We start from the raw sequence: 23,963 nt of genomic DNA, 5'->3' as shown, positions 1-23,963 counted from the left end.
TCGGCTGTGAGGTGTCAGCCGTTCAGTTGTCGTCCTCGTCGATGAGGAAGCCGCGCATCGGCGAAGGCGCCGCCTGCGGACCGCCCTGCGGGCGGACCGGCGCCATCGGCTGGGTCATCGCGGGCGACATCTGCTGCTGGCCGCCGCCGTAGCTCTGACCGCCGCCCTGCGTGTGGCCGCCCTGCGTGTGGCCGCCGTGCCCGGGGCCGCCATGACCGCCCATGCCCTGGCCGCCGCCCATCGACTGGTGACCGCCCATGGTGCCGCCGCCGGGGGCACCCGCGGAGGCCATCGACGGAGACGGGGGCAGCGAAGCCGCCGCGGGCGTCCGGGACGGAGCCAGCGAGTCGTCGGCCTGGTTCTCCAGCTGGCGGAGCTGGCTCTCCAGGTACGACTTCAGGCGCGTGCGGTACTCCCGCTCGAAGCCGCGCAGGTCCTCGACCTTGCGCTCCAGCGTCGCGCGCGCGGACTCCAGGGAGCCCATGGCGACGCGGTGCTTCTCCTGGGCGTCCCGCTCCAGGGCGTCCGCCTTGGCGCGGGCGTCCCGCTCCAGGCCCTCGGCGCGGCTGCGGGCCTCGCCGACGATCTTGTTGGCCTCGGACCGCGCCTCAGCGATCGCCTGGTCCGCGGTCTGCTGGGCGAGAGAGAGCACCCGGGCGGCACTGTCGTTGTTCTGACCGCCACCGGGAAGCTGCGGGCCGCCGGGACCCATGGGGCCGCCCTGCGGGCCGTGGCCGGGTCCGCCGGGGCCCATGGGACCGCCGGGACCGGCCGGGAGCTGCGGCTGACCGCCGGGAAGCTGGGGCGGGCCGCCTTGCGGGCCGTGTCCACCGGGGCCGCCCGGACCGCCGTGACCGCCCGGACCATGTCCGCCCGGACCGCCGTGTCCGCCCGGACCATGTCCGCCCGGACCGCCGTGTCCGCCCGGACCGTGTCCGCCCGGACCGTGTCCGCCCGGGCCGTGCTGGCCCGGGGGAACCGGCTGCGGTCCTGATATGGCGGCGGGCACCGGCGCCCCGCCGGGACGTTCCTGGCCCTCCGGAGGCTTGCGGCCCTGCTGCTGGTTCTGCTGAGCGGCACGGGTCGCGGCGGCCAGCTTGGCGCGCAGGTCCTCGTTCTCACGGAGCAGACGGGTCAGCTCGGCTTCGACCTCGTCGAGAAAGGCGTCGACCTCGTCCTCGTCATAGCCCTCTCGCAGACGGACGGTCGTGAACTGCTTGTTCCGCACGTCCTCGGGGGTCAGTGACATCTCTTCACCTCAACGTATTCGTCGGCATATCGGCAAGACCATAGGAATCGTTCACAGCCTGGCCACGACGTTGATCAGGATGTAGACGATGATCATGAGCACGAAGAAGGACAGGTCGAGCGCCACGCCCCCGAAGCGTAGCGGCGGGATGAACCGCCGCAGGAGCTTGAGTGGCGGATCAGTGACAGTGTAGGTGGCCTCCAGGACCACCACCATCGCCTTGCCGGGTTGCCATGAGCGGGCGAACTGGAAGACGTAGTCCATCACGAGCCGGAAGATCAGCACGAGCATGAAGCACCACAAGGCGATGTAGATCACCTGCTGCCAGACGGCCATCTTGCTGTGCCTCTCCCCTTGGCTCGTGCGGCCCTCCTGGCCGCGTGTTCCGGTCCTGCGTCTCAGCTCTGGTTGAAGAACCCGCCCTCTGCGATGCGGGCCTTGTCCTCCGCCGTTACATCGACGTTAGCAGGAGACAGGAGGAAGACCTTCTGCGTCACCCGTTCGATGCTGCCGTGCAGACCGAACACCAGCCCGGCCGCAAAGTCGACAAGTCGCTTCGCATCGGTGTCGTCCATCTCGGTCAGGTTCATGATCACCGGGGTGCCCTCGCGGAAGTGTTCCCCGATGGTACGGGCCTCGTTGTAGGTCCGCGGGTGCAGCGTGGTGATCCGGTAGGGCTCCCGCTCGGACACGACCTTGGGCATGATCACCGGTGCGCTCTTCTCCAGGTTCTGACGTTCAGGTGTGATGGATGACACGGGAGCAATTCTCCCGCCTCGTCCGCTTTCGCCGGCGGACACGGGCGTCGGTGACGCCTCGCGGTCCCGCTGGGCCGGCGGATGCACGGCCCGGAGGGACTCCTCGGGCTCCGCCTTCTCCAGGGAGTGCCGCGACAGGGAATGCTGGGGGGATTCCTGGTGCCGACGCCGGTCCCGCTCGGGCTCCGGCTCGGGCTCGAACTCGTCGTCGGGGTCGAACCCCGGGCCGTCGTAACCGTCGTCCTCCACGAGGCCGAGGTAGACCGCCATCTTGCGCATCGCGCCGGCCATTGACTGCATCCTCCGCTCTGTGGTGGTTCCCCTGCCCTCGGCGGGAGACCCCACTCCTGCCTCCTGCGGGGAGGCCGTAAGGCTCCGTCGCCGGCGACCTTGGCTCCACGTGGCCCTCCCGCCTGCCGGCCTGTCCACCAGGACGGAATGACCATATTTTCTGCTGTGGTCCGACTTGCTTGGCGACGTTACCGGAGCCGGGGTCGGACTCCGAGTACCGCGCTTCCGACGCGGACATGTGTCGCGCCCGCGGAAATCGCCTCCTCGAGGTCCGCGCTCATCCCTGCGGACACCATCGTCGCAGCAGGATGCGCTGTGCGCAGGCGGGTTGAGATTTCCCGCAGCCGTGCGAACGCCTCACCCGGCCTGCCCGCGTACGGGCCCGCCAGCGGGGCCACGGTCATCACTCCGTCCAGACGCAACCCCCGGGCCTCGGCCACGGCATCGGCCAGTTCGGGGACCCGGTCCGGTGCGGCGCCGCCGCGCGGCCCGGCGTCGTCGCTTTCCGCGTCCAGCCCGACCTGGATCAGGCAGCCCAGTTCCCGGTCCCGCGGCGCGGCCGCGTTGGCCAGGGACCTCACCAGGCGCAAGCGGTCGACGGAGTGCACGAAATCGGCATATCCGGCCACCGAGCGTGCCTTGTTGGTCTGCAACTGGCCGACGAAGTGCCAGGTCAGGGGCAGGTCCGTGCACTGCGCGGCCTTCGGGGCGGCGTCCTGGTCCCGGTTCTCCGCGACGTGCCGGACACCGAGCTCCGACAGCAGCCGTACGTCACTCGCCGGGTGGGTCTTGGTCACGACGACCAGGGTCACCGCCTCCCGGGGACGGCCGGCCGCCTCGCAGGCGTGCGCGATGCGCTCCTCCACCGAGGCGAGGCCGGCGGCGAGTTCGGCCCGCCTGTCGCCGGTCGCGGAGCGGACGGGGGTGTCGTCGTTCATCGTGTGATCTTTCCCTCAGTCGTCCAGCCAGACGTAGCTCCCGAGCCGGCCCGTGTCGCGCTCGCGACGGTAGGAGAAGTGGTCGTCCGACTCGAGTGTGCAGACCGCGGACTGTTCCAGGGCCACGACACCGGCGGCACGCAACTGGGAGCGCACCCCCGCCGCGACGTCGACCGCCGGCGTGCCCCACGAAGTGGCCGCGTACGCCGCCGGCACGGCGGCCGCCACCTCGGCACGCATCTCCTCCGGCACCTCGTAGCAGCGACCGCACACCGCGGGTCCGGTCCGCGCGATCATGCGGGAGGTGTCGGCACCCAGGCGCACCATGGCCTCGATCGTCGCAGGCACCACGCCGGCCACCAGCCCCGGGCGTCCGGCATGGGCGGCGCCGGCCACCCCGGCCCCGGGGTCGGCGAGCAGCACGGGGGTGCAGTCGGCGGTGAGTACGGCGAGCGCGAGGCCGCGGCGCGCGGTGACCACGCCGTCGACCTCGGCCACCGCGCGTTTGGAGAGAGGCGGGGCCTCGTCCACGACCGCGACCTCACGGCCGTGCACCTGGTTCATCCAGACGACCCGGTCCGGGTCGATCCCCAGACTTCCGGCGGCCAGCGCGCGATTGCGCCGCACGGCGGCGGGGTCGTCGCCGACCGCTCCGCCGAGGTTGAGGGTGTCACGAGGAGCGGCGCTCACCCCGCCCCACCGGTCGGTGAAGGCGAAGTGGGCGCCGCTCAGCGTGTCGTGCAGGCCTATCACTTCAGGAAGTCCGGCACGTCCAGCTCTTCGGCCTGGCTGTCCTGGTACGGACGGGCGGGCGGCACCTGGGGAGCCGGCGGCGGAGCGTCGGCCCCGGCGACCGGCTGCGGGGCGGGGGTCTCCTCGTCGCGCGGGGTGAGCACCCCGAGCGCGGGCCGCTCCCCGCCCTCGTCGGAGGTGCGGGAGGAAGAGGAGGAGTCGTCCCGGGACCCGTACGCGCCGAGCACCTTGTCGCGGTTCTTCGGCGGCGGCTGGCCCCCGTCGAAGCCGGCGGCGATCACGGTGACCCGCACCTCGTCGCCGAGGGCGTCGTCGATGACCGCGCCGAAGATGATGTTCGCCTCCGGGTGGGCCGCCTCGCTGACCAGTTGGGCGGCCTCGTTGATTTCGAAGAGACCGAGGTCCGAGCCGCCGGAGATGGACAGCAGTACGCCTCTGGCGCCGTCGATGGAGGCCTCCAGCAGCGGCGAGGAGATCGCCATCTCGGCGGCGGCCACCGCACGGTCGTCGCCACGCGCCGAGCCGATGCCCATCAGCGCGGAGCCCGCCTCGGACATCACGGACTTGACGTCGGCGAAGTCGAGGTTGATCAGACCGGGCGTGGTGATCAGGTCGGTGATGCCCTGCACACCCGAAAGCAGGACCTGGTCGGCCGACTTGAACGCGTCGAGCACGCTCACCTGACGGTCGGAGATGGACAGCAGCCGGTCGTTCGGGATCACGATGAGGGTGTCGACCTCGTCCCGCAGGCCGGCGATACCGTCCTCGGCCTGGTTCGCCCGGCGACGGCCCTCGAAGGTGAACGGACGGGTGACGACGCCGATGGTGAGGGCGCCGAGTGAACGCGCGATGTTGGCCACGACGGGCGCGCCGCCGGTGCCGGTGCCGCCGCCTTCACCGGCGGTGACGAAGACCATGTCGGCCCCCTTGAGGACCTCCTCGATCTCCTCGCGGTGGTCCTCGGCGGCCTTGCGGCCGACGTCGGGGTTGGCCCCGGCTCCGAGCCCACGGGTGAGCTCGCGGCCCACGTCGAGCTTGACGTCGGCGTCGCTCATCAACAGGGCCTGCGCATCGGTGTTGATCGCGATGAACTCGACGCCCTTGAGACCGACCTCGATCATCCGGTTGATGGCGTTCACGCCACCGCCGCCGATACCGACGACCTTGATGACTGCGAGGTAGTTCTGCGGTGCTGCCACGTCGAAGGCCTCTCGCCTCGAGTTACGTTTCCCTGCTGGGCGGTCCGAATGCCGACCTGAACCCCGACCCTTAAGTCTAGGGTTAACCGTGCTCGTACTTCTCTGGACTCTTCGCAACGGACACTAAGTCGACAAGTGCTGGGTGTTCAACGAACACGCCGAACCTCCCGTTTTTCTTTTCACCCTATGTGATCAGGCCGTCCGGTGATCCACCAGGGTGCTGGCCTGCGGGTATGTACGTCAACTCGGTTGAGACTGCTGCGGCCTGCGGGGGCGTCAGGGGTCAGGGCGGAGAAGGGCGCGAAGGGGAGGCCGCAGGAGCGGTGGGGGCGGAGACGTCGAAGTGCGCGGCGTCGGGAGAAGCCTTCATCAGGGCGCGCAGCGCCCTGTTCTTCGCCGTGCCGCGTTCGGCGCTCCCCCACCGCACCGTGCGGGCGCCGGTCAGTTCGACGGTGAGCGCATCGTAGGAGGCGGCCCTGACCGTGCGGGCGTCCTCGCGTACCCCGGCGGGCAGACCGGCGAGGACGTCGGCCGCGGCCCGGCGCAGGGCCCGGGCACTGAAACGCTGCTGCGCTTGGGCGTCGGCGCGCGGTTCGACGGCGAGAAACGGAACGCCTTCCGGAGCTTCACCGACAGTCGCGAAGCGCACGCCTTCGGCGTCCACTTCGACGTACCGGGCGCCCTCCCCCGTGTCGCCGCCGTCCTTGCGGAGCAACAGCACGGGGCGCCGTTCGGTCACGTGCACGCCCACGCCGTGCGGCCAGGCGCGGACCACCCGGACCTCGTCGACGCGGCGCAGCGTCTCCCGTACCCGGCGTTCCACGGCGGTCGCGTCGAGGGACGCGAGCGGAGCACCGAGTGGAACGTCGGCGGCGTCGAGCACGCGGCGCTCCGTCAGGACGCGGGTGCCGTCGACGGAGACCTTCTCGACGCGCAGCCAGGAGGAGCCGTAGAGCGCCCAGACGCCGAAGGCGCCCAGCAGCAGCGCCAGGACGACGAGGACCAGGAGGGCGCGGCGGCCGGGGCGGGGGAGGCGGCGCCGGACGGACGGCTCGGCGGGGGCCGCGGCGGGGTCCTCCCCCGTCCGCCGCTCGTCCGTGTGCCGCTCGGCGGCCTGTGCGGGTCCGGCCACGCTCCCTGCCCTCTCCTCGGCCTCCGGGCGCGGTACCGCACCCGGAGGCGGGTGTGCCTACGCCTGACGGCGTGCCGACATCGCCTCGTGCACCATGCCGACCAGCAGGTCGTCCGCGTCCGGGCGGCCGAACTCGGCGGCGGCGCGGGCCATGTGGTGCAGCCGGTGCGGGTCGGAGAGGACCGGGAGCACGTGGTCCCGGATCCACTCCGCCGACAGCTCGGCGTCGTCGACCAGCAGGCCGCCGCCCGCCTTGACCACCGGCTGGGCGTTGAGTCGCTGTTCGCCGTTGCCGATCGGCAGGGGTACGTACGCCGCCGGCAGTCCGACGGCCGACAGCTCCGCGACGGTCATCGCGCCCGCGCGGCAGAGCATCATGTCCGCCGCGGCGTACGCGAGGTCCATGCGGTCCACATACGGTACCGGCACATAGGGCGGCATGCCGGGCATGTGGTCGACCTGCGGCAGTTCGTTCTTCGGGCCGACCGCGTGCAGCACCTGGATGCCGGCGCGCTGGAGCTGCGGGACGACGGACTGCACGACCTCGTTGAGCCGGCGCGCGCCCTGCGAGCCGCCGGTGACCAGCAGGGTCGGCAGGTTGGCGTCCAGCCCGAACGCGGCCCGCGCCTCCGGGCGCGCCGCGCGACGGTCCAGGGTGGCGATGGAGCGGCGCAGCGGGATGCCCACGTAGCGGGCGTGCCGCAGCTTGCTGTCCGGCGTGGAGACGGCCACGTACTGGGTGTAGCGGGAGCCGATCTTGTTGGCGAGACCGGGGCGAGCGTTGGCCTCGTGCACCACGATGGGGACGCCGAGCCGCTTGGCGGCGAGGTAGCCGGGCAGGGCGACGTAGCCGCCGAAGCCGACGACGCAGTCGGCCTTGGTGCGCTCCAGGATCTGCTCGGCGGCCTTGATGGTGCCGCGCAGCCGCCCGGGCACGGTGATGAGCTCGGGCGTGGGTTTGCGCGGCAGCGGCACCGCCGGGATCAGGCCGAGTTCGTAGCCGCGCTCCGGCACCAGCCGGGTCTCGAGTCCGCGCTCCGTTCCGAGGGCCGTGATGCCCACGGTGGGGTCCTGCCTGCGCAGGGCGTCCGCGAGGGCGAGCGCGGGCTCGATGTGGCCGGCGGTCCCCCCGCCGGCGAGTACGACATGCACCGAAATTCACCGCTCTCCGGACGGCGGCCTTCCGGACCGCCGTCTCATCGTCTTCCCTTTACGCCCAGCCCGGCCGCGGCGGAGGAGTCCCCCGAGGGCGGGCTGCCGCGCGGCCAGTGCCGCCCGTGCGGCCGGGTCGCTGCGCGCGAACGCGATCAGCAGACCGACCGCGAACATCGTCGGCAGCAGGGCGGAGCCTCCGTAGGAGAACAGCGGGAGGGGGACGCCGGCGATCGGCAGCAGGCCGAGCACCGCACCGATGTTGATCCCGGCCTGCACCGCGATCCAGGTGGTCACGCCTCCCGCGGCATACCTCACGAAGGGGTCCTCCGTGCGTCCGGCCACGCGGATACCCGCATAGCCTAGAGCCGCGAAGAGAGCGAGCACCGACAGCGTCCCCGCCAGTCCGAGTTCCTCCCCGGTCACGGCGAAGATGAAGTCGGTGTGAGGTTCGGGTAGTTGACCCCATTTCTCCACGCTCGCCCCGAGCCCGGAGCCGAACAGGCCGCCCGACGCGAGGGCATAGATGCCGTGCACGGCCTGCCAGCAGGGGTCCAGCGCGCCGGCGTCCGGGTCGGTCACGCCCAGGCACTGGAGCCGGGACATCCGGTTGGGGCTGCTCCAAACGAGCAGGGCGGCCAGCACCGCACCGACACCGAGCACCGACGCGAACAGGCGGGTGGGGGCTCCGGCGAGCCAGAGCAGGCCGAGGGCGATGGCGGCGACGATCATGGCAGTGCCCATGTCTCCGCCGAGCATGATGAGCCCGAGCAGTAGCAGGGCGACGGGCACCAGCGGCACCAGCAGATGGCGCCACTGCGTCATCGGGCCCTTCTCCCGCTTGCGGGCGAGGAGGTCGGCGCCCCACAGGACGAGTGCCAGCTTGCCGAACTCGCTGGGCTGGAGCTGGAAGGGGCCGCCGAGGCCGATCCAGTTCTGGTTGCCGTTGACCTCGACTCCTATGCCGGGCACCTGGACCAGGCACATGAGGAACACCGAGACGGCGAGCAGCGGGTAGGCGCAGGCGCGGTGCAGCGCGACGGGCATCCGCACGGCGATCAGCAGTAGCATCGCGCCCAGGAGCGCGGCCAAGACCTGCTTCTGGAAGTAGTAGGTGGACGACAGCCCGTACCGCAGCGCCTCGATCTGCGAGGCGGAGAAGACCATCACGAGTCCGAGCACGGTGACCAGCAGCGCCGATCCCATGATCAGGTAGTACGCCGTGAGCGGGCGGTCCCAGGCCCGGCAGGCGCGCCGGTACGCCCTGCCCAGCGGGCCTCCCTCACCGCCTGGCAGGCGCGGGGGCCTGCGGGGGGCGGGTGCCCGGCGGGGCACGGGCGAGCGGCGGGTGCGGGCGCCTGCCGCGTAGACGGTGGCCGGGCCGCGGCCAGCTGCGGTCCGTGCGGCCTGCCGCGCCCCCTCCCGGCCCGGCCGACGGGTGGTGCCCGCCGGGCGGTGCGGTGTCGCGTCGGCCGTCATGCGCGTCGTCCCCTTCGTCCCACCCGGTCCTCGGCCCCGGGGAGGCTGCGCTCAGTCGCCGGCCGCCGGGCCGGAGCCCAGTGCGTGGACGGCCTCGGCGAAGGCCTCACCGCGCGTGTTGTAGTTGGTGAACATGTCCATGGAGGCGCAGGCCGGTGCCATCAGCACCGTGTCGCCGGGTCCGGCGAGACGGGTGGCCTCGCGGACGGCGGCCGCCATCGCACCAGTGTCCGTCCGTTCGAGGTCGACGACCGGGACATCCGGGGCGTGTCGCGCGAGGGCTTCGGCGATCAGGGCCCGGTCGGCGCCGATCAGCACGGCCCCGCGCAGACGCTTCACCGCACGGGCGACGAGGTCGTCGAACGTGGCGCCTTTGGCGAGGCCGCCGGCGATCCAGACGATGGATTCGTAGGCGGCCAGGGAGGCCTCGGCGGCGTGGGTGTTGGTGGCCTTCGAGTCGTCCACGTAGGCGACGCCGCCGACGTCGGCGACGTGCTCGATACGGTGCGCGTCGGGGCGGAAGGTCCGCAGGCCCTCGCGTACGGCTGCGGGCGCGACGCCGTACGCGCGGGCCAGCGCGGCGGCTGCGAGCGCGTTGGCGATGTTGTGGGGGGCGGCCGGGGTGACGTCGGTGACCTCGGCGAGTTCCTGCGCGTTCCGCTGCCGGTCCGGCACGAAGGCGCGGTCCACGAGGACGCCGTCGACCACGCCGAACTCCGAGGGCCGGGGGGCGCCGAGGGTGAAGCCGATGGCACGGCAGCCCTCGACGACGTCCGCCTCGCGGACGAGTTCTTCGGTGGCCGGGTCGGCGGCGTTGTAGACGCAGGCGACCTGGTTGCCCTCGTAGATGCGGCCCTTGTCCGCGGCGTAGGCCGCCATGGAGCCGTGCCAGTCGAGGTGGTCCGGGGCAAGGTTGAGGACTGCCGCGGAGTGCGCGCGGACGCTGGGCGCCCAGTGCAGCTGGTAACTGGACAGTTCGACGGCGAGCACGTCGTGGTGCTCCCCGGAGAGCACCACGTCCAGCAACGGGGTGCCGATGTTGCCGACTGCCGCGGTGCGCAGCCCGGCGGCCTCCAGGATCGAGGCGAGCATCTGGACCGTGGTCGTCTTGCCGTTGGTGCCGGTGACGGCCAGCCACTGCGCGGCGTGCCGCCCGGGCCCCTCGCGCAGCCGCCAGGCCAGCTCGACGTCGCCCCACACCGGCACGTCGTGCGCGGCGGCCGCGGCGAACAGCGGACTGTCCGGCTTCCACCCGGGCGAGGTGACGATCAGGTCGGTGCCCTCGGGGAGGGTGGCGCCGTCGCCGAGGCGGACGGCGACGTCGTCCGCGCCGAGGGCGGCGGCACGGTCGCGGTGCGCGTCGCTGTCACCGCCGTCGACGACGGTGACGCAGGCCCCGAGCCGGGCCAGGACGCGTGCGGCGCTGACGCCGCTCACGCCCAGCCCGGCCACGACGACACGCCGACCGGTGAAGTCCTCCGGGCCCGGGGCGGCAGTCACTTCGCCGCCGCCCAGGCGGCGAAGAAGATGCCGACGCCGACGATCGCGCACATGCCCTGGATGATCCAGAAGCGGACCACCACAAGGACTTCGGACCACCCCTTGAGTTCGAAGTGGTGTTGCAGCGGCGCCATCTTGAAGACGCGTTTGCCGGTGAGACGGAACGAGCCGACCTGGATCACCACGGACATGGTGATGAGGACGAACAGGCCGCCGAGGACGGCGAGCAGCAGTTCCGTGCGGGAGCAGATGGCCAGGCCCGCCAGGGCCCCGCCCAGGGCGAGCGAGCCGGTGTCGCCCATGAAGATCTTCGCGGGCGAGGTGTTCCACCACAGGAACCCGAAGCAGGCGCCCATCAGCGCTGCGGCGACCACGGCGAGGTCGAGCGGGTCGCGCACCTCGTAGCAGCCGGGGCCGGCGGTGGCCGGGTTGGCGCAGGACTCCTGGTACTCCCAGACACCGATGAAGGTGTAGGCGCCGAAGACCATCACCGACGCACCGGTGGCCAGGCCGTCCAGACCGTCCGTCAGGTTCACGCCGTTGGACATGGCGAGGATCATGAACAGCGCCCAGACCACGAACAGCACCGGGCCGATGGACCAGCCGAAGTCCTGGGTGAAGGACAGCTTCGTCGAAGCGGGGCTCAGGCCGCGCTCGTCGGGGAAGTTCAGCGCCAGGATCGCGAAGCCGATGCCGACGATCAGCTGTCCGGCCATCTTCGCCTTCGCCCGAAGGCCGAGGCTGCGCTGTTTGACGATCTTGATGTAGTCGTCGAGGAACCCGACGAGGCCCATACCAGCGAAGAGGAACAGCACCAGCACGCCGGAGAAGGTGGGCTCACTGCCCGTCACCAGCTTGGTGACCGCGTAGGCGATCAGCGTCGCCAGGATGAACGCGATACCGCCCATGGTGGGGGTGCCACGCTTGCTGTGGTGGTTCTGCGGCCCGTCGTCGCGGATGAACTGGCCGTAGCCGCGGGACGCGAGCAGCTTGATCAGCAGCGGGGTCCCGATGAGCGACAGGAACAGACCGATGACCCCGGAGAAGAGGATCTGCCTCATCGAGCAGGAACCTCGCCCTCGAGCAGGCCGAGCGCCACACGCTCCAGACCGACCGAACGGGACGCCTTCACCAGAACCACATCCCCCGGACGCAGTTCCTCACCCAGCAGCTCGATCGCCGCCTGAGCGTCGGATACGTGCACCGACTCCTCACCCCACGAACCCTCGTTCTTGGCGCCCATGTCGAGCCAGGCGGCCTCCCGGCCGCCCACCGCCACGAGCTTGTGGACGTTGAGCCGGACGGCGAGCCGTCCGACCGCGTCGTGCTCGGCGAGTGCCTGGTCACCGAGCTCGGCCATCTCGCCGAGAACCGCCCAGGTCCGCCGCCCCCGGCCCATCGCCGCGAGCGCGCGGAGCGCGGCCCGCATGGAGTCGGGACTGGCGTTGTAGGCGTCGTTGACGACCGTGACTCCGTCGGCGCGCTCGCTGACCTCCATCCGCCAGCGCGAGAGCGTGCCCGCCGCGCCGAGTGCCGCGGCGATCTCGGAAGCGGGCATGCCCAGTTCATGGGCCACGGCCGCCGCGGCGAGCGCGTTCGACACGTGGTGCTCACCGTACAGGCGGAGGGTCACGTCGCTGCACCCGGTGGGTGTGTGAAGCGTGAAAGCGGGCCGCCCGCGGTCGTCGAGGTGCACGTTCTCGGCGCGTACGTCCGCTTCGCCCGCCTCGCCGAAGAGCACCACGCGTGCGCGGGTGCGGGCGGACATGGCGCGGACCAGCGGGTCGTCGGCGTTGAGGACGGCCACGCCGCCCGCGTCGGCCGGCGGCAGCGCCTCGACCAGCTCGCCCTTGGCCTGCGCGATCTGCTCGCGGCCGCCGAACTCGCCGAGGTGCGCGGTGCCGACGTTGAGGACGACGCCGATACGGGGCGGGGTGAGGCCGGCGAGGTAGCGGATGTGGCCGATGCCGCGGGCGCCCATCTCCAGCACGAGGTGCCGGGTGTGCTCGTCGGCGCGGAGCGCGGTCAACGGCAGCCCGATCTCGTTGTTGAGGTTCCCGGCGGGGTAGACCGTCGGGGCGAGGCGTTCCAGCAGCTGGGCGATGAGGTCCTTGGTGCCGGTCTTCCCGGCGGAGCCGGTGAGGGCGACCACCTCGGCGCCCAGAGTCCGCACGAGGTGGCGGGCGAGCGCTCCGAGGGCGGCCGTCACGTCGTCGACGACGATCGCGGGCACGCCCACCGGCCGGGTGGCCAGCACGGCGGCCGCACCGGCCTCGACGGCCCCGGTCGCGAAGTCGTGGCCGTCCGCCCGGGCGCCGGGGAACGCGACGAAGAGCGCCCCGGCCTCGACCTCGCGGGAGTCCTTCACCACGGGACCGGTGACACGGACGTCGGGGTCCGGTATGTCGCACTGCTGCCCGGAGACGACAGCGGCGATCTCGGCGAGAGAGAGGGGGATCATGAAATCTTGTCGTCTGTCCGGGAGGTCGGGGCACCGGCGGCGCGCGTCCGCTCGATGGCCTCGCGCAGCACCAGCTTGTCGTCGAACGGGCGGACCACTCCGGCGATGTCCTGGCCCAGCTCGTGGCCCTTGCCCAGCACGAGGACGGCGTCCCCCGGCTCGGCGTGGGCGACGACGGAGGCGATCGCGGCGGCCCGGTCCTCCTCCACCAGGACGGTCCCGCGTTCGTACGCGGGCACCTCGGCGGCCCCCGCGAGCATGGTGGCGAGGATCGCGAGCGGGTCTTCGGTGCGCGGGTTGTCGGAGGTCAGCACGGCCGTGTCGCACAGGCGGGACAGCGCGGCGCCCATGGCGTTGCGCTTGTGCGGGTCGCGGTCGCCGCCGCAGCCGAGCACGGCGTGCACCCGGCCGTCGGTGACTTTGCGGATGGCGTAGAGCACCGATTCCACGGCGTCCGGCTTGTGGGCGTAGTCGACGACGGCGAGGTAGTCCTGGCCGGCGTCGACGCGCTCCAGGCGGCCGGGCACGCCGGGTACCGCGGCGACGCCGTCGGCGGCCGTCTGCGGGTCGATGCCAGCGGCGACGAGGGCGGCGATGGCGGCGAGCGCGTTGGCGACGTTGAACGGCCCGGGCAGCGGCGCGGCGGCCTGGACGGTGAGGCCGTCCGGGCCGTGCACGGTGAAGGTGGAGCCGAGCGGACCGACCTCGACGTCGGCGGCGCGCCAGTCGGCGTCCGGGTGGCCTTCGGCGGAGAAGGTGGTGACGGGCACCTCGGACTCGGTGATCAGCCGGAAGCCGTACTCGTCGTCGAGGTTCACCACGCCGGCGCGGGAGCGTGCCTTGGTGAAGAGCTGCCGCTTGGCCTGGAAGTAGTCCTCCATGTCCGGGTGGAAGTCCAGGTGCTCCGGGCTGAGGTTGGTGAAGACGGCGATGTCGAAGACGCAGCCGTCCACCCGGCCCAGCACCAGGGCGTGCGAGGAGACCTCCATCGCCACCGAGGTGACGCCGCGTTCGCGCATGACCGCGAAGAGCGCCTGGAGATCGGTGGCCTCCGGCGTGGTGCGCTCGGACTTCAGGCGCTCGTCGCCGATGCGGGACTCCACGGTGCCGATCAGTCCGGTGACACCGCCGTCCTTCTCCGCGGCCCGGCGCAGTCCGCCTTCGACCAGGTAGCTGGTGGTGGTCTTGCCGGAGGTGCCGGTGATGCCGATCTGCAGCAGGCCGTCACCCGGGTCACCGTAGATCGAGGCGGCCAGGGCGCCGATCCGGGCCCGCGGGTCGGGCACGGTGAGCACGGGCAGCCCGGTGGCGGCGGCCCGCTCGGTGCCGGAGGGGTCGGTGAGCACCGCGACGGCGCCGAGGCTGGCCGCCTGGGTGGCGAAGTCGGCGCCGTGGAAGCGGGCCCCGGAGAGCGCGGCGTAGACGTCGCCGGGGACCACGGCGCGCGAGTCGTGGGTGATACCGGTCGCCGCGGCTTCGGAGGCGGGCGCGTCGACACCCAGCTGCCGGGCCAGTTCGCTCAGCGGTACGGGGCTCAGCTGGGCCGGACGAGGCGGTGCGGAGGAGATCTGATCAGCTTGTGGCACGGCGGTGAGCGTACCCGGCGAGCGGTCGTCGCCGCGAAGCGAGGGGTTTGCCGGGCGCCGTGCGGGGCGGCGTCCCGTGCCGTCGGTGATCGTGTCCACGTAACAGCTCCGGTCTTCCGTTCGCTGGGCCGTCGCGGCGGCCCCTGGGCCGATCCCCCCCGGGGGGTGCTACTGCTGCTCGCCCTCCTTCCGGCCAGTGTCGTCCTTCTCGCGCTCCGGGTCGAAGAACACGGGCAGGCCGGCGGGCTTCTCTCCGCTCGGCGGTACTCCCAGCGATTTGAGCGAGAAGGACATGACGTCCTTGAAGACGGGCCCGCACACCTCGCTGCCGAAATAGCTTCCCTTGCGGGGGTTCTGCACCGCGCAGTAGACGGTGACGCGGGGCGCGTCCGCGGGCGCGAAACCCGCGAAGGACGAGGTGTAGCCGTTGTAGCGGCCGGTCTGCGGATCCACCCGGTTGGACGTACCGGTCTTGCCGGCGACGAGGTATCCGGGGATGCGGGCGGTGGTGCCGGTGCCCTCGTCGCTGGAGACGACGGACTCCAGCATCCTCGACAGGGTGCGTGCCGTCTCCTCCTTGATCACCCGGCGCGCGTCGGGCTCGGCCGCCGCCGTGAAACCGCCGTCCGGACCGGTGGTGCCGCGGATCAGGGTCGGCTCGGTGCGCACGCCGCCGTTCGCGATGGTCGAGTAGACCGACGCGGCCTGGACGGCGTTGAGGGACACGCCCTGGCCGAAGGCGATCGTGTACTGCTGGGACGCCGACCAGTCGCCGGGGGCGGCGAGCAGGCCGGGGGTCTCGCCGGGGAAGTCGAGGCCGGTCCCCTGCCCGAGGCCGAACTTCCGCAGGTAGGAGTGCATGATCTTGTTGGTCTCCGACCGGGAGTCGGCGAGCTGCTCCGTGGCCAGAATGGTGCCGATGTTGCTGGACTTGGCGAGCGCCCCGTTGAGGGTGAGGTACCAAGTGGGGTGGTCGACGTCGTCGGCGAAGGCGCGGTCGGCGCGCGGCAGCCGGTTGGGCACGGTCACATGGGTGCGCGGGGTCGCGACGCCCTTGTCCAGCACGGCAGCCATAGAGACGGCCTTCAGCGTGGAACCGGGCTCGTAGGCGTCCTGGAGCGCGCCGTTGCCGAGGGTGGAGCTGTCGGCGCGGGCGATGTGGTTGGGGTCGAAGGTGGGGGCGTTGGCCATGGCGAGGATCTCGCCGCTGCGCACGTCCTGCACGACCACGTAGCCGCCGTCGGCGTGCGACGTCTCCACCTGCTCGCCGATGGCGCGCTGGGCGGCCCACTGGATGTCGCGGTCCAGGGTCAGTTCGATGTCGGAGCCCGGGACGGCGGGCTTCTCCTCGGCGTCGGCGGTGGGGATGCGCCGGCCGCCGGACTGGGCGTAGGTGATCTGGCCGTCCCGGCCGGACAGCTTCTTCTCCAGCTTGGCCTCCAAGCCCCCGGAGCCCTCGCCGGCGGCGTTGACGAAGCCCAGCACGCCTGCGGCGAGTTCGTCGCCGGGATAGACGCGTTTGGCGTGCGCGTCGGAGAAGACGCCGACGAGCACGTTGGGGCCGTCGCCCTCGGCCGCCTTGCCGGCCAGCGCGCTCTTGAGGTCCTTGATCTGCCGCCAGTCCTGCGGGGTGCGCTGGCGGGCGAGCCGCACGTAGCGGGTGTCGTCGCGGGAGAGCTTGCGGGCCAGCTCGGCCTCGGGCTCGTCGAGGATGGGAGCGAGGAGTTCGGCGGCCCTCGCGGGGGCGTCGCCGACGTCCGTGTGCTCCTCGGTGAACAGCAGCGGGTCGGCGGTGATGTCGTACGCGTCGACGGTGGTGGCCAGCGGCACTCCGTCGCGGTCGGTCATGGTGCCGCGTTCGGCGGCCAGCGAGACGGTGACGTAGCGGTGGGTCGCGGCGGCTTCGGCGAACGTGCCGGCGTCGACCGCCTGCACCTGGAGCAGCCTGCCGGCGAACACCAGCAGCACCAGGGTGACGGCGACGCCGATCAGCCGGAGCCGGGGCTGGGGACGGGCGAGGCGCAGCGGTCTGCCGCCCGGGCGGCTCCCGGCGCCGGCGGGGCGTGAACGGGAGGGGGGCGCCCCGCCGGGGGTGCGGCGGGTGCCGCGGGCCGGCGGGGCGGTGGGGGCGCGTCCGGGCTTCTTGCGCGCGGCGCCCGCCCGGGACGGCCCGGCACCCTTGCGGGGCACCTCCTTGCGCGCTTCCTTGCGCGGGGCGTCCTTCCGGGGCGTGTGCTTCCGGGGGGCGTCCCTGCGGGGTTCCTCGGCGCGCGGGGAGTCCTTGCGGGGGCGGCCCCCGCGCGGGTCCGGGGTGCGGCCGGTGCCGGGACGGGGTACGCGGCGCGGGGGCCCGTTGCGTTCGCTCACCGGTTCTCCTGTTCCGACTACTCGGGCTGGACGGGCTGCTGCGCGGCCCCCGCGGACTCCTCCGGCTGCACCCGCGGCTGGGGCTCCTGCGGCCCGCCGGACGCTCCCGGCTCCGGGGACGGTCCCGCCTCGGCGGGTGGTCCGGGCGCCTCCTCCTCCGGGGCTTCCCCGGGCGGGGGCGCGGGCGGCGCGGTCGCGGGCTCGGGGGAGCCGCGGACCGTGCCGTCCGGTTCGAGGAAGGCGGGCGGGCCGCCGGGGACCATGCCCAGTTCGCGGGCACGTTCGCGCAGGCCGGCAGGGTCGGAGTAGGACGCCACCTCCTGCTCAAGCGCCTGCTCCTCCTCCTCCAGCTCGGTGGTCCGCTGCTCCAGCCGCGTGACCTGGAACGATCCCGTGTTCAGGGACGCGTTCAGCAGCAGCAGGGCGAGCAGGCCCGAACCGAGCAGCACCACGACGAGCAGGACGAACGGCGTGCGCGCGGCGGTGGATGTGCGCCCGGCACCGACCGACCGGGTGAGGCGGGCGAGGCGCTGCTGGGCGTTCACTCCTGGACCTCCCGGATGCGCTCGGCGCCGCGCAGCCGGGCGGGGGCGGCGCGGCGGTTCGCGGCGATCTCCTCGTCGGCGGGCAGTTCGGCGCCGCGGGTGAGGAGCTTCAGCCGGGGCTGGTACCGCTCGGGGACCACCGGCAGGCCGGCGGGCGCGGTGCTGGTCGCTCCGGCGGCCAGCACCTTCTTGACCAGGCGGTCCTCCAGCGAGTGATAGGACAGCACGGCGATCCGGCCTCCGACGGCGAGCGCGTCGACGGCCGCGGGGACGGCGCGTTCCAGCACCGGCAGCTCACCGTTGACCTCGATCCGCAGGGCCTGGAAGGTGCGCTTCGCGGGGTTGCCGCCGGTGCGCTTGGCCGCCTGCGGCAGCGCGTCGCGGATGAGCTCGACCAGCCGGGCGCTGCGGTCGAACGGGTGCGCGTCACGTTCGCGCACGACCGCTTCGACGATGCGCCTGGCCTGCTTCTCCTCGCCGTAGGTGCGGAGGATGCGCACCAGGTCGCCGGGCGGGTAGGTGTTGAGGACCTCGGCCGCGCTGATGCCGCGGGTCTGGTCCATGCGCATGTCCAGCGGAGCGTCCTGGGCGTAGGCGAAGCCACGCTCGGCCTCGTCCAGCTGCAGGGACGACACGCCGAGGTCGAAGAGCACGCCCTGCACACGGGGGGTGCCGAGCCGGGCGAGGACGTCGGGCAGTTCGTCGTAGACGGCGTGCACCAGGGTGGCCCGGTCCCCGTGCGCGGCGAGCCGTTCCGCGGCGAGGTCCAGGGCCTGCGGGTCGCGGTCCAGGCCGATCAGGCGTGCGGCGGGGAAGGTCTCCAGCAGGGCCTCGCTGTGCCCGCCCATGCCGAGCGTGCAGTCGACCACGACGGCACCGGGTTCGGCGAGTGCGGGGGCGAGCAGGTCCAGGCAACGGCGCAGCATGACCGGGACATGACGCTCGTTCGTGTTCATGTGCACTCTCCGGCCGGCGGTCTCCACGGCCGACCGCACATGCTCCCGGGAGCACGTACGCGCCGCGCACGCGGGGGAATTCGGGATGCGGGGAGTGTCGCGCCTCCCGCTGCGCGTCACTCTAGTCCACCGCATCTCCCGGTCAACGAACTGGTCAGGCGCGTCTCCCGCGGGACCGGCGTGGGTCCCGCAGACGGGGTCGCGGCGCGCCGGCGCAGTGCGTGCGACTAATCTCGTCGCCATGTCTGCTTCCCCGGAGGGCCGGGTCACCGACGCCATCGTCGAGGCCAACGCCCGTTACGCGGCCGCGTTCACCGATCCCGGCCTCGAGGCCCGCCCCGCGCGCAAGGTCGCGGTCGTCACCTGCATGGACGCCCGCATCGACGTGCCGGCGGCGCTCGGTCTCGCACTCGGCGACCACCACACCATGCGCAACGCCGGCGGCGTGATCACCGACGACGTGATCCGTTCCCTGGCCATCAGCCAGCGGGCGCTCGGCACCCGTTCGGTGGTGGTGGTGCACCACACCGGCTGCGGAATGCTGACGATCACCGAGGACTTCCGGCACGAGCTCCAGGCCGAGTCCGGGCAGCGTCCGTCCTGGTCCGTGGAGGCGTTCAAGGACCTCGACGACGAGGTGCGCCAGTCGATCAACCGGCTGCGCAGGTCACCCTTCCTGCCCTACACCGACGACATCCGCGGCTTCGTCTTCGACGTGGCCACCGGGCGGCTGCGGGAGGTCGCGGCCTGACTCCGGAAGGGCCGCCGCCCGTGGCCGGGACGGCGGCTCCCGGACGGTTGATCGATCCCGCACGGTGACGGAATCGGCCGACCCATGAAGAATGGGCCGGGTGACGACGTATGACGAACACGTGAGCCTCAGCGATCTGACCACCACCGCGGATGGCGTGCGCCGTTCGGTGGAGAGCGTGATCGAGGGGAAGCCCGAGGTGGTGCGGCTGTCCCTGGCGGTGCTCCTCGCCGAGGGCCATCTGCTGATCGAGGACGTGCCGGGCGTGGGCAAGACCATGCTCGCCAAAGCGCTGGCCCGGTCGATCGACTGTTCCGTGCGGCGGATCCAGTTCACCCCCGATCTGCTGCCCTCGGACATCACGGGCGTCAGCGTCTACGACCAGCAACGACGCGACTTCGAGTTCAAGCCGGGGGCGATCTTCTCGCAGATCGTGATCGGCGACGAGATCAACCGCGCCTCGCCCAAGACCCAGTCCGCGCTGCTGGAGTCGATGGAGGAGCGGCAGGTCACCATCGACGGGCAGACGTACCCGCTGCCCGAACCGTTCATGGTGATCGCCACCCAGAACCCGGTCGAGATGGAGGGCACCTACCCCCTGCCGGAGGCGCAGCGGGACCGCTTCATGGCGCGGGTGTCGATCGGCTACCCCAGCCCGGAAGCGGAGCTGGAGATGCTCGACGTGCACGGCGCCGCCTCGCCACTCCAGGACCTCCAGCCCGTCGCGCACCTGCACGACATAGTGAAACTCACCGAGGCGGTCCGCGGCGTCCACGTGGCGGACCCGATCCGCCGCTACGCGGTGGAGCTGGTCTCCGCCACCCGCTCGCACCCGGAGCTGCGGCTCGGCGCCTCGCCGCGGGCCACACTCCAGCTGCTGCGGGCGTCGAAGGCGTCGGCCGCGCTCAGCGGGCGGGACTACGTGCTGCCGGACGACGTGCAGGAGCTGGCCGTGCCGGTCCTCGCACACCGGCTGCTGCCCACCGCGCAGGCCCAGCTAAGCAGACGGACCGCGGAGCAGGTGGTCACCGAGATCGTGCAGCAGACCCCGGTGCCGACCGCCGTCCCCGGCTCGGTGCCGCCCGGCCCGCAGGGCTACGGGCGCCCGCGAGGCTTCTGATGTCCACCGGCCCGGTCGTCGGCGCCCGGCCGCACCGGCCGAACCCTCAGGACGAGAACGCCGGCTCGCTGCGGGCCTCGCTCGGCGGGCTGACCACGCGGGGTCGTTCGTTCCTCGCCGCGGGGCTCGCCGCCGCCGTCTGCGCGTACGTGCTGGGCCAGTCCGACCTGCTGCGGGTGGGTCTGCTGCTCGCGATGCTGCCGCTGGTGTGCGTGCTCGTGCTGCACCGCACCCGCTACCGGGTCTCGGCCGCCCGCCGGCTGAGCCCCGCGCAGGTGCCAGCCCGCGAGGAGGCGCGCGTGCACCTGCGCCTCGACAACGTCTCCCGCATCCCGTCCGGCCTGCTGATGCTTCAGGACCGGGTGCCGTACGTGCTGGGCCCGCGGCCGCGGTTCGTGCTGGACCGGGTCGAGCCGCAGGGTCGGCGCGAGGTGTCCTACCGGGTGCGTTCGGACTTGCGCGGCCGCTACCCGCTGGGTCCGTTGCAGCTGAGGCTGACGGACCCGTTCGGGATGTGCGAGCTGACCCGGTCGTTCAGCGCCTACGACACGCTCACCGTGGTGCCGCGGGTGGAGGCGCTGCCGCCGGTGCGGCTGTCCGGCGCTGCCGGCGGCTACGGCGACCGCCGGCAGCGGTCGCTGGCTCTGGCCGGCGACGACGACGTGATCCCCCGCGGCTACCGGCACGGCGACGACCTGCGGCGCATCCACTGGCGCAGCACGGCACGGCACGGCGAGCTGATGGTCCGGCGCGAGGAGCAGCCGCAGAAGGTGCGCTGCACCGTCCTGCTGGACACCCGGCGCTCGGCGTACGGCGGCTCCGGGCCGGACTCGCCGTTCGAGTGGGCGGTGTCCGGCGCCGCGTCGGTCTGCCTGCACTTGCTGGAGAGGGGCTTCGCGGTGCGCCTGCTGACCGACACGGGTCTGCCGGCGACGGGCACGGACGGCTCCGGCTTCGACGGCGACTCGGCGGAGGTGGCGGCGCTGCTGCTGGACGGCCTCGCCGTGCTGGAGCAGTCGCCGGAGCCCGGTCTGTCCCGGGCGTGGGACGTGCTGCGCGGGGGCGGCGACGTGCCGGGCACCCGCGAGGGCCTGCTCATCGCGTTCCTCGGCGCGCTGGACGGTGAGCAGGCCGCACTGGTGGCCCGGATGCGGCAACGCACCCGGCGGGCGCTGGCGTTCACCGCGCAGCCGGGGCCGGACTGCGCGGACACGGATCCGCTCCTGCGGGAGGCCGGGTGGACGGTGTCGGCCGGCGGACCGGGCACGACGCTTCCCGGGCTGTGGCAGAAGGCGCACGAGGCGACCGGGGAAGGGCTGAAACGATGACCGGACGTGCCCGGCTGGCGGTGTGCGCCGGGGTCGCGACACTGACCTCGGCGTGCGCGATGCTGCCGCTCACCGCGGAGGCGACCTGGCTCCTCCAGGCGTGCGTGCTGCTCGGCATCCAGACGGTCGCCGGCGTCGTCGCCCGGCGCGTGCCGCTCGCCCGCCCGCTGACCGTGCTGGTGCAGCTCGCGCTCACGCTCATGCTGCTCACGCTGCTCTTCGCCCACGACCAGGCCGTGGGCTGGGTGCTGCCCGGGCCGGACGCGTTCGCGCAGTTCGGCGGGCTCTTCGCGGAGGGCGCCCAGGACGTGCGGCGCTATTCGATCCCGGCACCCGTCAGCGACGGCATCCGGATGATGCTGCTGGCCGGTGTGGCCGGGATCGGCCTGCTGGTGGACGCGTTCGCGGTGACCTACCGCAGTGCCGCCCCCGCCGGGCTACCACTGCTCGCGCTCTACTCGGTGGCCGCGGGGCTGTACGACGGCGGGGCGAACTGGCTGTGGTTCCTGGTCGCCGCGGCGGGGTTCCTGCTCCTGCTGCTCGCCGAGGGGCGCGAACGGCTGTCTCAGTGGGGGCGGGTCTTCGGCCGGCTGCCCGGCCCGTCCGGGCGGCCGTACGAGCCGGGCAGCGTCGGCGGCTCGCCGGTCGCGGCGGTCCGCACCGGCCGGCGCATCGGTGCGCTGACACTCGGCATTGCGCTGGCCGTGCCGGCGGCGCTGCCGTCGCTGGACAGCGGCCTGCTGGACTCCTTCGGCGGCCCCGGCTCCGGACTCGGGCCGGGGAACGGCACGGTGACCGCCGTGGATCCGCTGGTCGCGCTGCAGGACAGTCTGAACCAGCCGGAGAACCGCACGGTGCTGACGTACCGCACCGACAACCCCGATCCGGGAGGCATGTACCTGCGGATCGTGTCCCTCGACCAGTTCGACGGCGCGGCGTGGGAGACCTCGGAGCGGCAGGTCACCCGGGTTCCCGAGTCGTTCCCCTCCCCGCCGGGGCTGTCGGAGGAGGTCAAGACCCGCCGCGTGACCACGACCGTGTCCGCCGCCGACTGGTACGCCCAGTCCTCGCTGCCGATGCCGTACCCGGCGACCGGTGTGGACGTCGAGGGGGGCTGGCGGTTCGAGCCGCGGAGCCTGGCCCTGGTCGGCGAGGGCGGACAGACGACCCGAGGCGCCCGGTACCGGGTGGAGAGCCTGCTGGTGGAGCCCACCACGCAGCAGCTCGCGCAGGCGGGCGAACCGTCCGAGCCGCTCCCGGCCACCTACACCGAGGTGCCGAACTCGCTGCCGGACGTCGTGGAGAGGACAGCGAGGCAGGTCACCCGGAACGCCGACACCGACTACGACCGCGCGGTCCAGCTGCAGGAGTGGTTCACCCTGGACGGCGACTTCACCTACGACACGGAGGTGCGGGCCGGAAGCGGCACCGCGGCCATCGCCCGTTTCCTGAAGCAGCGCGAGGGCTTCTGCGTCCACTTCGCCTTCTCGATGGCGGCGATGTCCCGGACGCTGGGCATCCCGGCCCGCGTCGCAGTCGGTTTCACGCCTGGGGAAGAGCTGGACGACGGCCGGATGGCGGTCGGGCTCCAGGACGCGCACGCCTGGCCGGAGCTGTACTTCGACGGCGTGGGATGGGTCCGCTTCGAGCCGACGCCGACCCGCGGCAGTTCTCCCCCCTACTCCCTTCCGGAGATCGACGGGAGCGGCGGCGACCGGGACAGCCTGGTGCCGGAACGGCCGGACGACACGGCGGAACCGGCGCCTGCCCCGTCCGAGTCGGCGGAGTGCACGGCCGCCGAGAAGCGTCTCGACCCGACCTGCGGCGGGCCCGAGGCGGCCGGGGGCGCATGGGGCGGAGGCGACGGCGGCGTCCCCTGGGGGACCGTGGTGCCGGTGTCCGGCGCGGTGATGGCCCTCCTCCTGCTGCCGATGCTGCCGATGCTGTGGCGGCTGCGAGCCCGGCGCCGGCGACTGGCCGGCAAAGACGTGCTCGCCGCCTGGCGGGAGATGCTGGACTCCGGCTGGGACCTGGGCATCGAGCCCGACGAGGCGGCGACTCCGCGCCGCGCCGCGGAACGGCTGGTGAAGCGCGGCGCGCTGGGCACGGAGGCGGCCGCCGGTGCCGAGCGGGTCGCGCACGCCGTCGAACGCCTGCTGTACGCCCCGGTGGAACCGGAGGCCGAAGGCCTGGCGAGGGACGTCCGGCGGGTGCGTGCGGAGTTGGTGCGGCGAGCCCCGCGGGGGCGGCGGGCACGGGCCCTGCTGTGGCCGCGTTCCGCCATTCGGGTGATCTGGGCGGCCGCCGACCGAGGAACGGAGTGGAACCGTCGGTGGCGGGGCATGCTGCGGCCCGGTACCGCGGGTCGGTGAGCCGGGGACGGCGCGGGCGACAGGCG

At 72.8% G+C, this 23,963-nt stretch carries 20 protein-coding genes; 4 read left to right on the top strand and 16 right to left on the bottom strand.

The annotated features are described in order from the left end of the window. Positions 1-22 precede the first annotated feature (22 nt). The 16 genes from E4198_RS21410 to rsmH form a co-directional block, all read right to left on the bottom strand. The gene (locus E4198_RS21410; RefSeq protein ID WP_136184586.1) at positions 23-1,249 is read right to left on the bottom strand and encodes a DivIVA domain-containing protein; all 1,227 of its coding nucleotides are present in this window, start codon (positions 1,247-1,249) and stop codon (positions 23-25) included. Positions 1,250-1,300: 51 nt separating this feature from the next. Continuing rightward, entirely contained in the window at positions 1,301-1,585 is a 285-nt protein-coding gene (locus E4198_RS21405) for a YggT family protein (RefSeq protein ID WP_027762541.1), read from the bottom strand. Between the two features lie 62 nt (positions 1,586-1,647). Beyond that, positions 1,648-2,298 carry a cell division protein SepF gene (gene sepF / locus E4198_RS21400; protein ID WP_136185535.1) on the bottom strand — a complete coding sequence of 217 codons (651 nt, stop codon included), beginning with the start codon at positions 2,296-2,298 and terminating at the stop codon, positions 1,648-1,650. Between the two features lie 188 nt (positions 2,299-2,486). Further along, positions 2,487-3,236: a YggS family pyridoxal phosphate-dependent enzyme gene (locus E4198_RS21395; RefSeq protein ID WP_136184585.1), complete on the bottom strand. Its 750-nt coding sequence runs from the start codon at positions 3,234-3,236 to the stop codon at positions 2,487-2,489. Between the two features lie 15 nt (positions 3,237-3,251). Next, on the bottom strand, positions 3,252-3,989 hold the full coding sequence (gene pgeF / locus E4198_RS21390) for a peptidoglycan editing factor PgeF (protein WP_136184584.1): 738 nt from the start codon (positions 3,987-3,989) through the stop codon (positions 3,252-3,254). After that, entirely contained in the window at positions 3,986-5,188 is a 1,203-nt protein-coding gene (gene ftsZ, locus E4198_RS21385; RefSeq protein WP_136184583.1) for a cell division protein FtsZ, read from the bottom strand. Before ftsZ ends, pgeF begins: the two co-directional genes overlap by 4 nt. 283 nt (positions 5,189-5,471) lie before the next feature. Beyond that, the gene (locus tag E4198_RS21380; RefSeq protein WP_136184582.1) at positions 5,472-6,320 is read right to left on the bottom strand and encodes an FtsQ-type POTRA domain-containing protein; all 849 of its coding nucleotides are present in this window, start codon (positions 6,318-6,320) and stop codon (positions 5,472-5,474) included. Positions 6,321-6,377: 57 nt separating this feature from the next. Next, entirely contained in the window at positions 6,378-7,472 is a 1,095-nt protein-coding gene (gene murG, locus E4198_RS21375) for an undecaprenyldiphospho-muramoylpentapeptide beta-N-acetylglucosaminyltransferase (protein ID WP_136184581.1), read from the bottom strand. A gap of 6 nt (positions 7,473-7,478) precedes the next feature. Beyond that, the gene (ftsW, locus tag E4198_RS21370; RefSeq protein ID WP_136184580.1) at positions 7,479-8,951 is read right to left on the bottom strand and encodes a putative lipid II flippase FtsW; all 1,473 of its coding nucleotides are present in this window, start codon (positions 8,949-8,951) and stop codon (positions 7,479-7,481) included. Positions 8,952-9,002: 51 nt separating this feature from the next. Then, a complete protein-coding gene (gene murD, locus E4198_RS21365; RefSeq protein WP_247597783.1) occupies positions 9,003-10,451 on the bottom strand; it encodes a UDP-N-acetylmuramoyl-L-alanine--D-glutamate ligase in 1,449 nt (482 codons plus the stop codon). Next, on the bottom strand, positions 10,448-11,512 hold the full coding sequence (gene mraY / locus E4198_RS21360; protein WP_027762549.1) for a phospho-N-acetylmuramoyl-pentapeptide-transferase: 1,065 nt from the start codon (positions 11,510-11,512) through the stop codon (positions 10,448-10,450). Before mraY ends, murD begins: the two co-directional genes overlap by 4 nt. Next, positions 11,509-12,912 carry a UDP-N-acetylmuramoyl-tripeptide--D-alanyl-D-alanine ligase gene (gene murF / locus E4198_RS21355; protein ID WP_136184579.1) on the bottom strand — a complete coding sequence of 468 codons (1,404 nt, stop codon included), beginning with the start codon at positions 12,910-12,912 and terminating at the stop codon, positions 11,509-11,511. Before murF ends, mraY begins: the two co-directional genes overlap by 4 nt. Next, positions 12,909-14,498 (bottom strand): UDP-N-acetylmuramoyl-L-alanyl-D-glutamate--2,6-diaminopimelate ligase, encoded by a 1,590-nt coding sequence (locus E4198_RS21350; protein ID WP_210732874.1) that lies wholly within the window; start codon positions 14,496-14,498, stop codon positions 12,909-12,911. Before E4198_RS21350 ends, murF begins: the two co-directional genes overlap by 4 nt. Before the next feature lie 168 nt (positions 14,499-14,666). Continuing rightward, positions 14,667-16,688: a penicillin-binding protein 2 gene (locus E4198_RS21345; RefSeq protein ID WP_247597967.1), complete on the bottom strand. Its 2,022-nt coding sequence runs from the start codon at positions 16,686-16,688 to the stop codon at positions 14,667-14,669. 194 nt (positions 16,689-16,882) lie between these two features. Then, the gene (locus tag E4198_RS21340) at positions 16,883-17,410 is read right to left on the bottom strand and encodes a septum formation initiator family protein (protein WP_136184576.1); all 528 of its coding nucleotides are present in this window, start codon (positions 17,408-17,410) and stop codon (positions 16,883-16,885) included. Then, positions 17,407-18,366: a 16S rRNA (cytosine(1402)-N(4))-methyltransferase RsmH gene (gene rsmH / locus E4198_RS21335; protein WP_136184575.1), complete on the bottom strand. Its 960-nt coding sequence runs from the start codon at positions 18,364-18,366 to the stop codon at positions 17,407-17,409. The genes E4198_RS21340 and rsmH overlap by 4 nt, the downstream gene beginning before the upstream one ends. Positions 18,367-18,607: 241 nt before the next feature. Here rsmH and E4198_RS21330 point away from each other — a divergent pair, with 241 nt between their 5' ends. The 4 genes from E4198_RS21330 to E4198_RS21315 all read left to right on the top strand — a co-directional run bounded on the left by E4198_RS21330 (position 18,608) and on the right by E4198_RS21315 (position 23,937). After that, positions 18,608-19,117, top strand: a complete 510-nt coding sequence (locus E4198_RS21330; protein ID WP_136184574.1) for a carbonic anhydrase — start codon at positions 18,608-18,610, stop codon at positions 19,115-19,117. A gap of 100 nt (positions 19,118-19,217) precedes the next feature. Next, positions 19,218-20,237 carry a MoxR family ATPase gene (locus E4198_RS21325; protein ID WP_136184573.1) on the top strand — a complete coding sequence of 340 codons (1,020 nt, stop codon included), beginning with the start codon at positions 19,218-19,220 and terminating at the stop codon, positions 20,235-20,237. Continuing rightward, positions 20,237-21,565: a DUF58 domain-containing protein gene (locus tag E4198_RS21320; protein ID WP_136184572.1), complete on the top strand. Its 1,329-nt coding sequence runs from the start codon at positions 20,237-20,239 to the stop codon at positions 21,563-21,565. The genes E4198_RS21325 and E4198_RS21320 overlap by 1 nt, the downstream gene beginning before the upstream one ends. Then, on the top strand, positions 21,562-23,937 hold the full coding sequence (locus tag E4198_RS21315; protein ID WP_136184571.1) for a DUF3488 and transglutaminase-like domain-containing protein: 2,376 nt from the start codon (positions 21,562-21,564) through the stop codon (positions 23,935-23,937). Before E4198_RS21320 ends, E4198_RS21315 begins: the two co-directional genes overlap by 4 nt. The last annotated feature ends 26 nt before the right edge of the window (positions 23,938-23,963 follow it).

Source organism: Streptomyces sp. RKND-216, from assembly GCF_004795255.1.
Classification (GTDB): domain Bacteria; phylum Actinomycetota; class Actinomycetes; order Streptomycetales; family Streptomycetaceae; genus Streptomyces; species Streptomyces hazeniae.
This window is presented reverse-complemented; position numbering and strand designations above follow the sequence as displayed.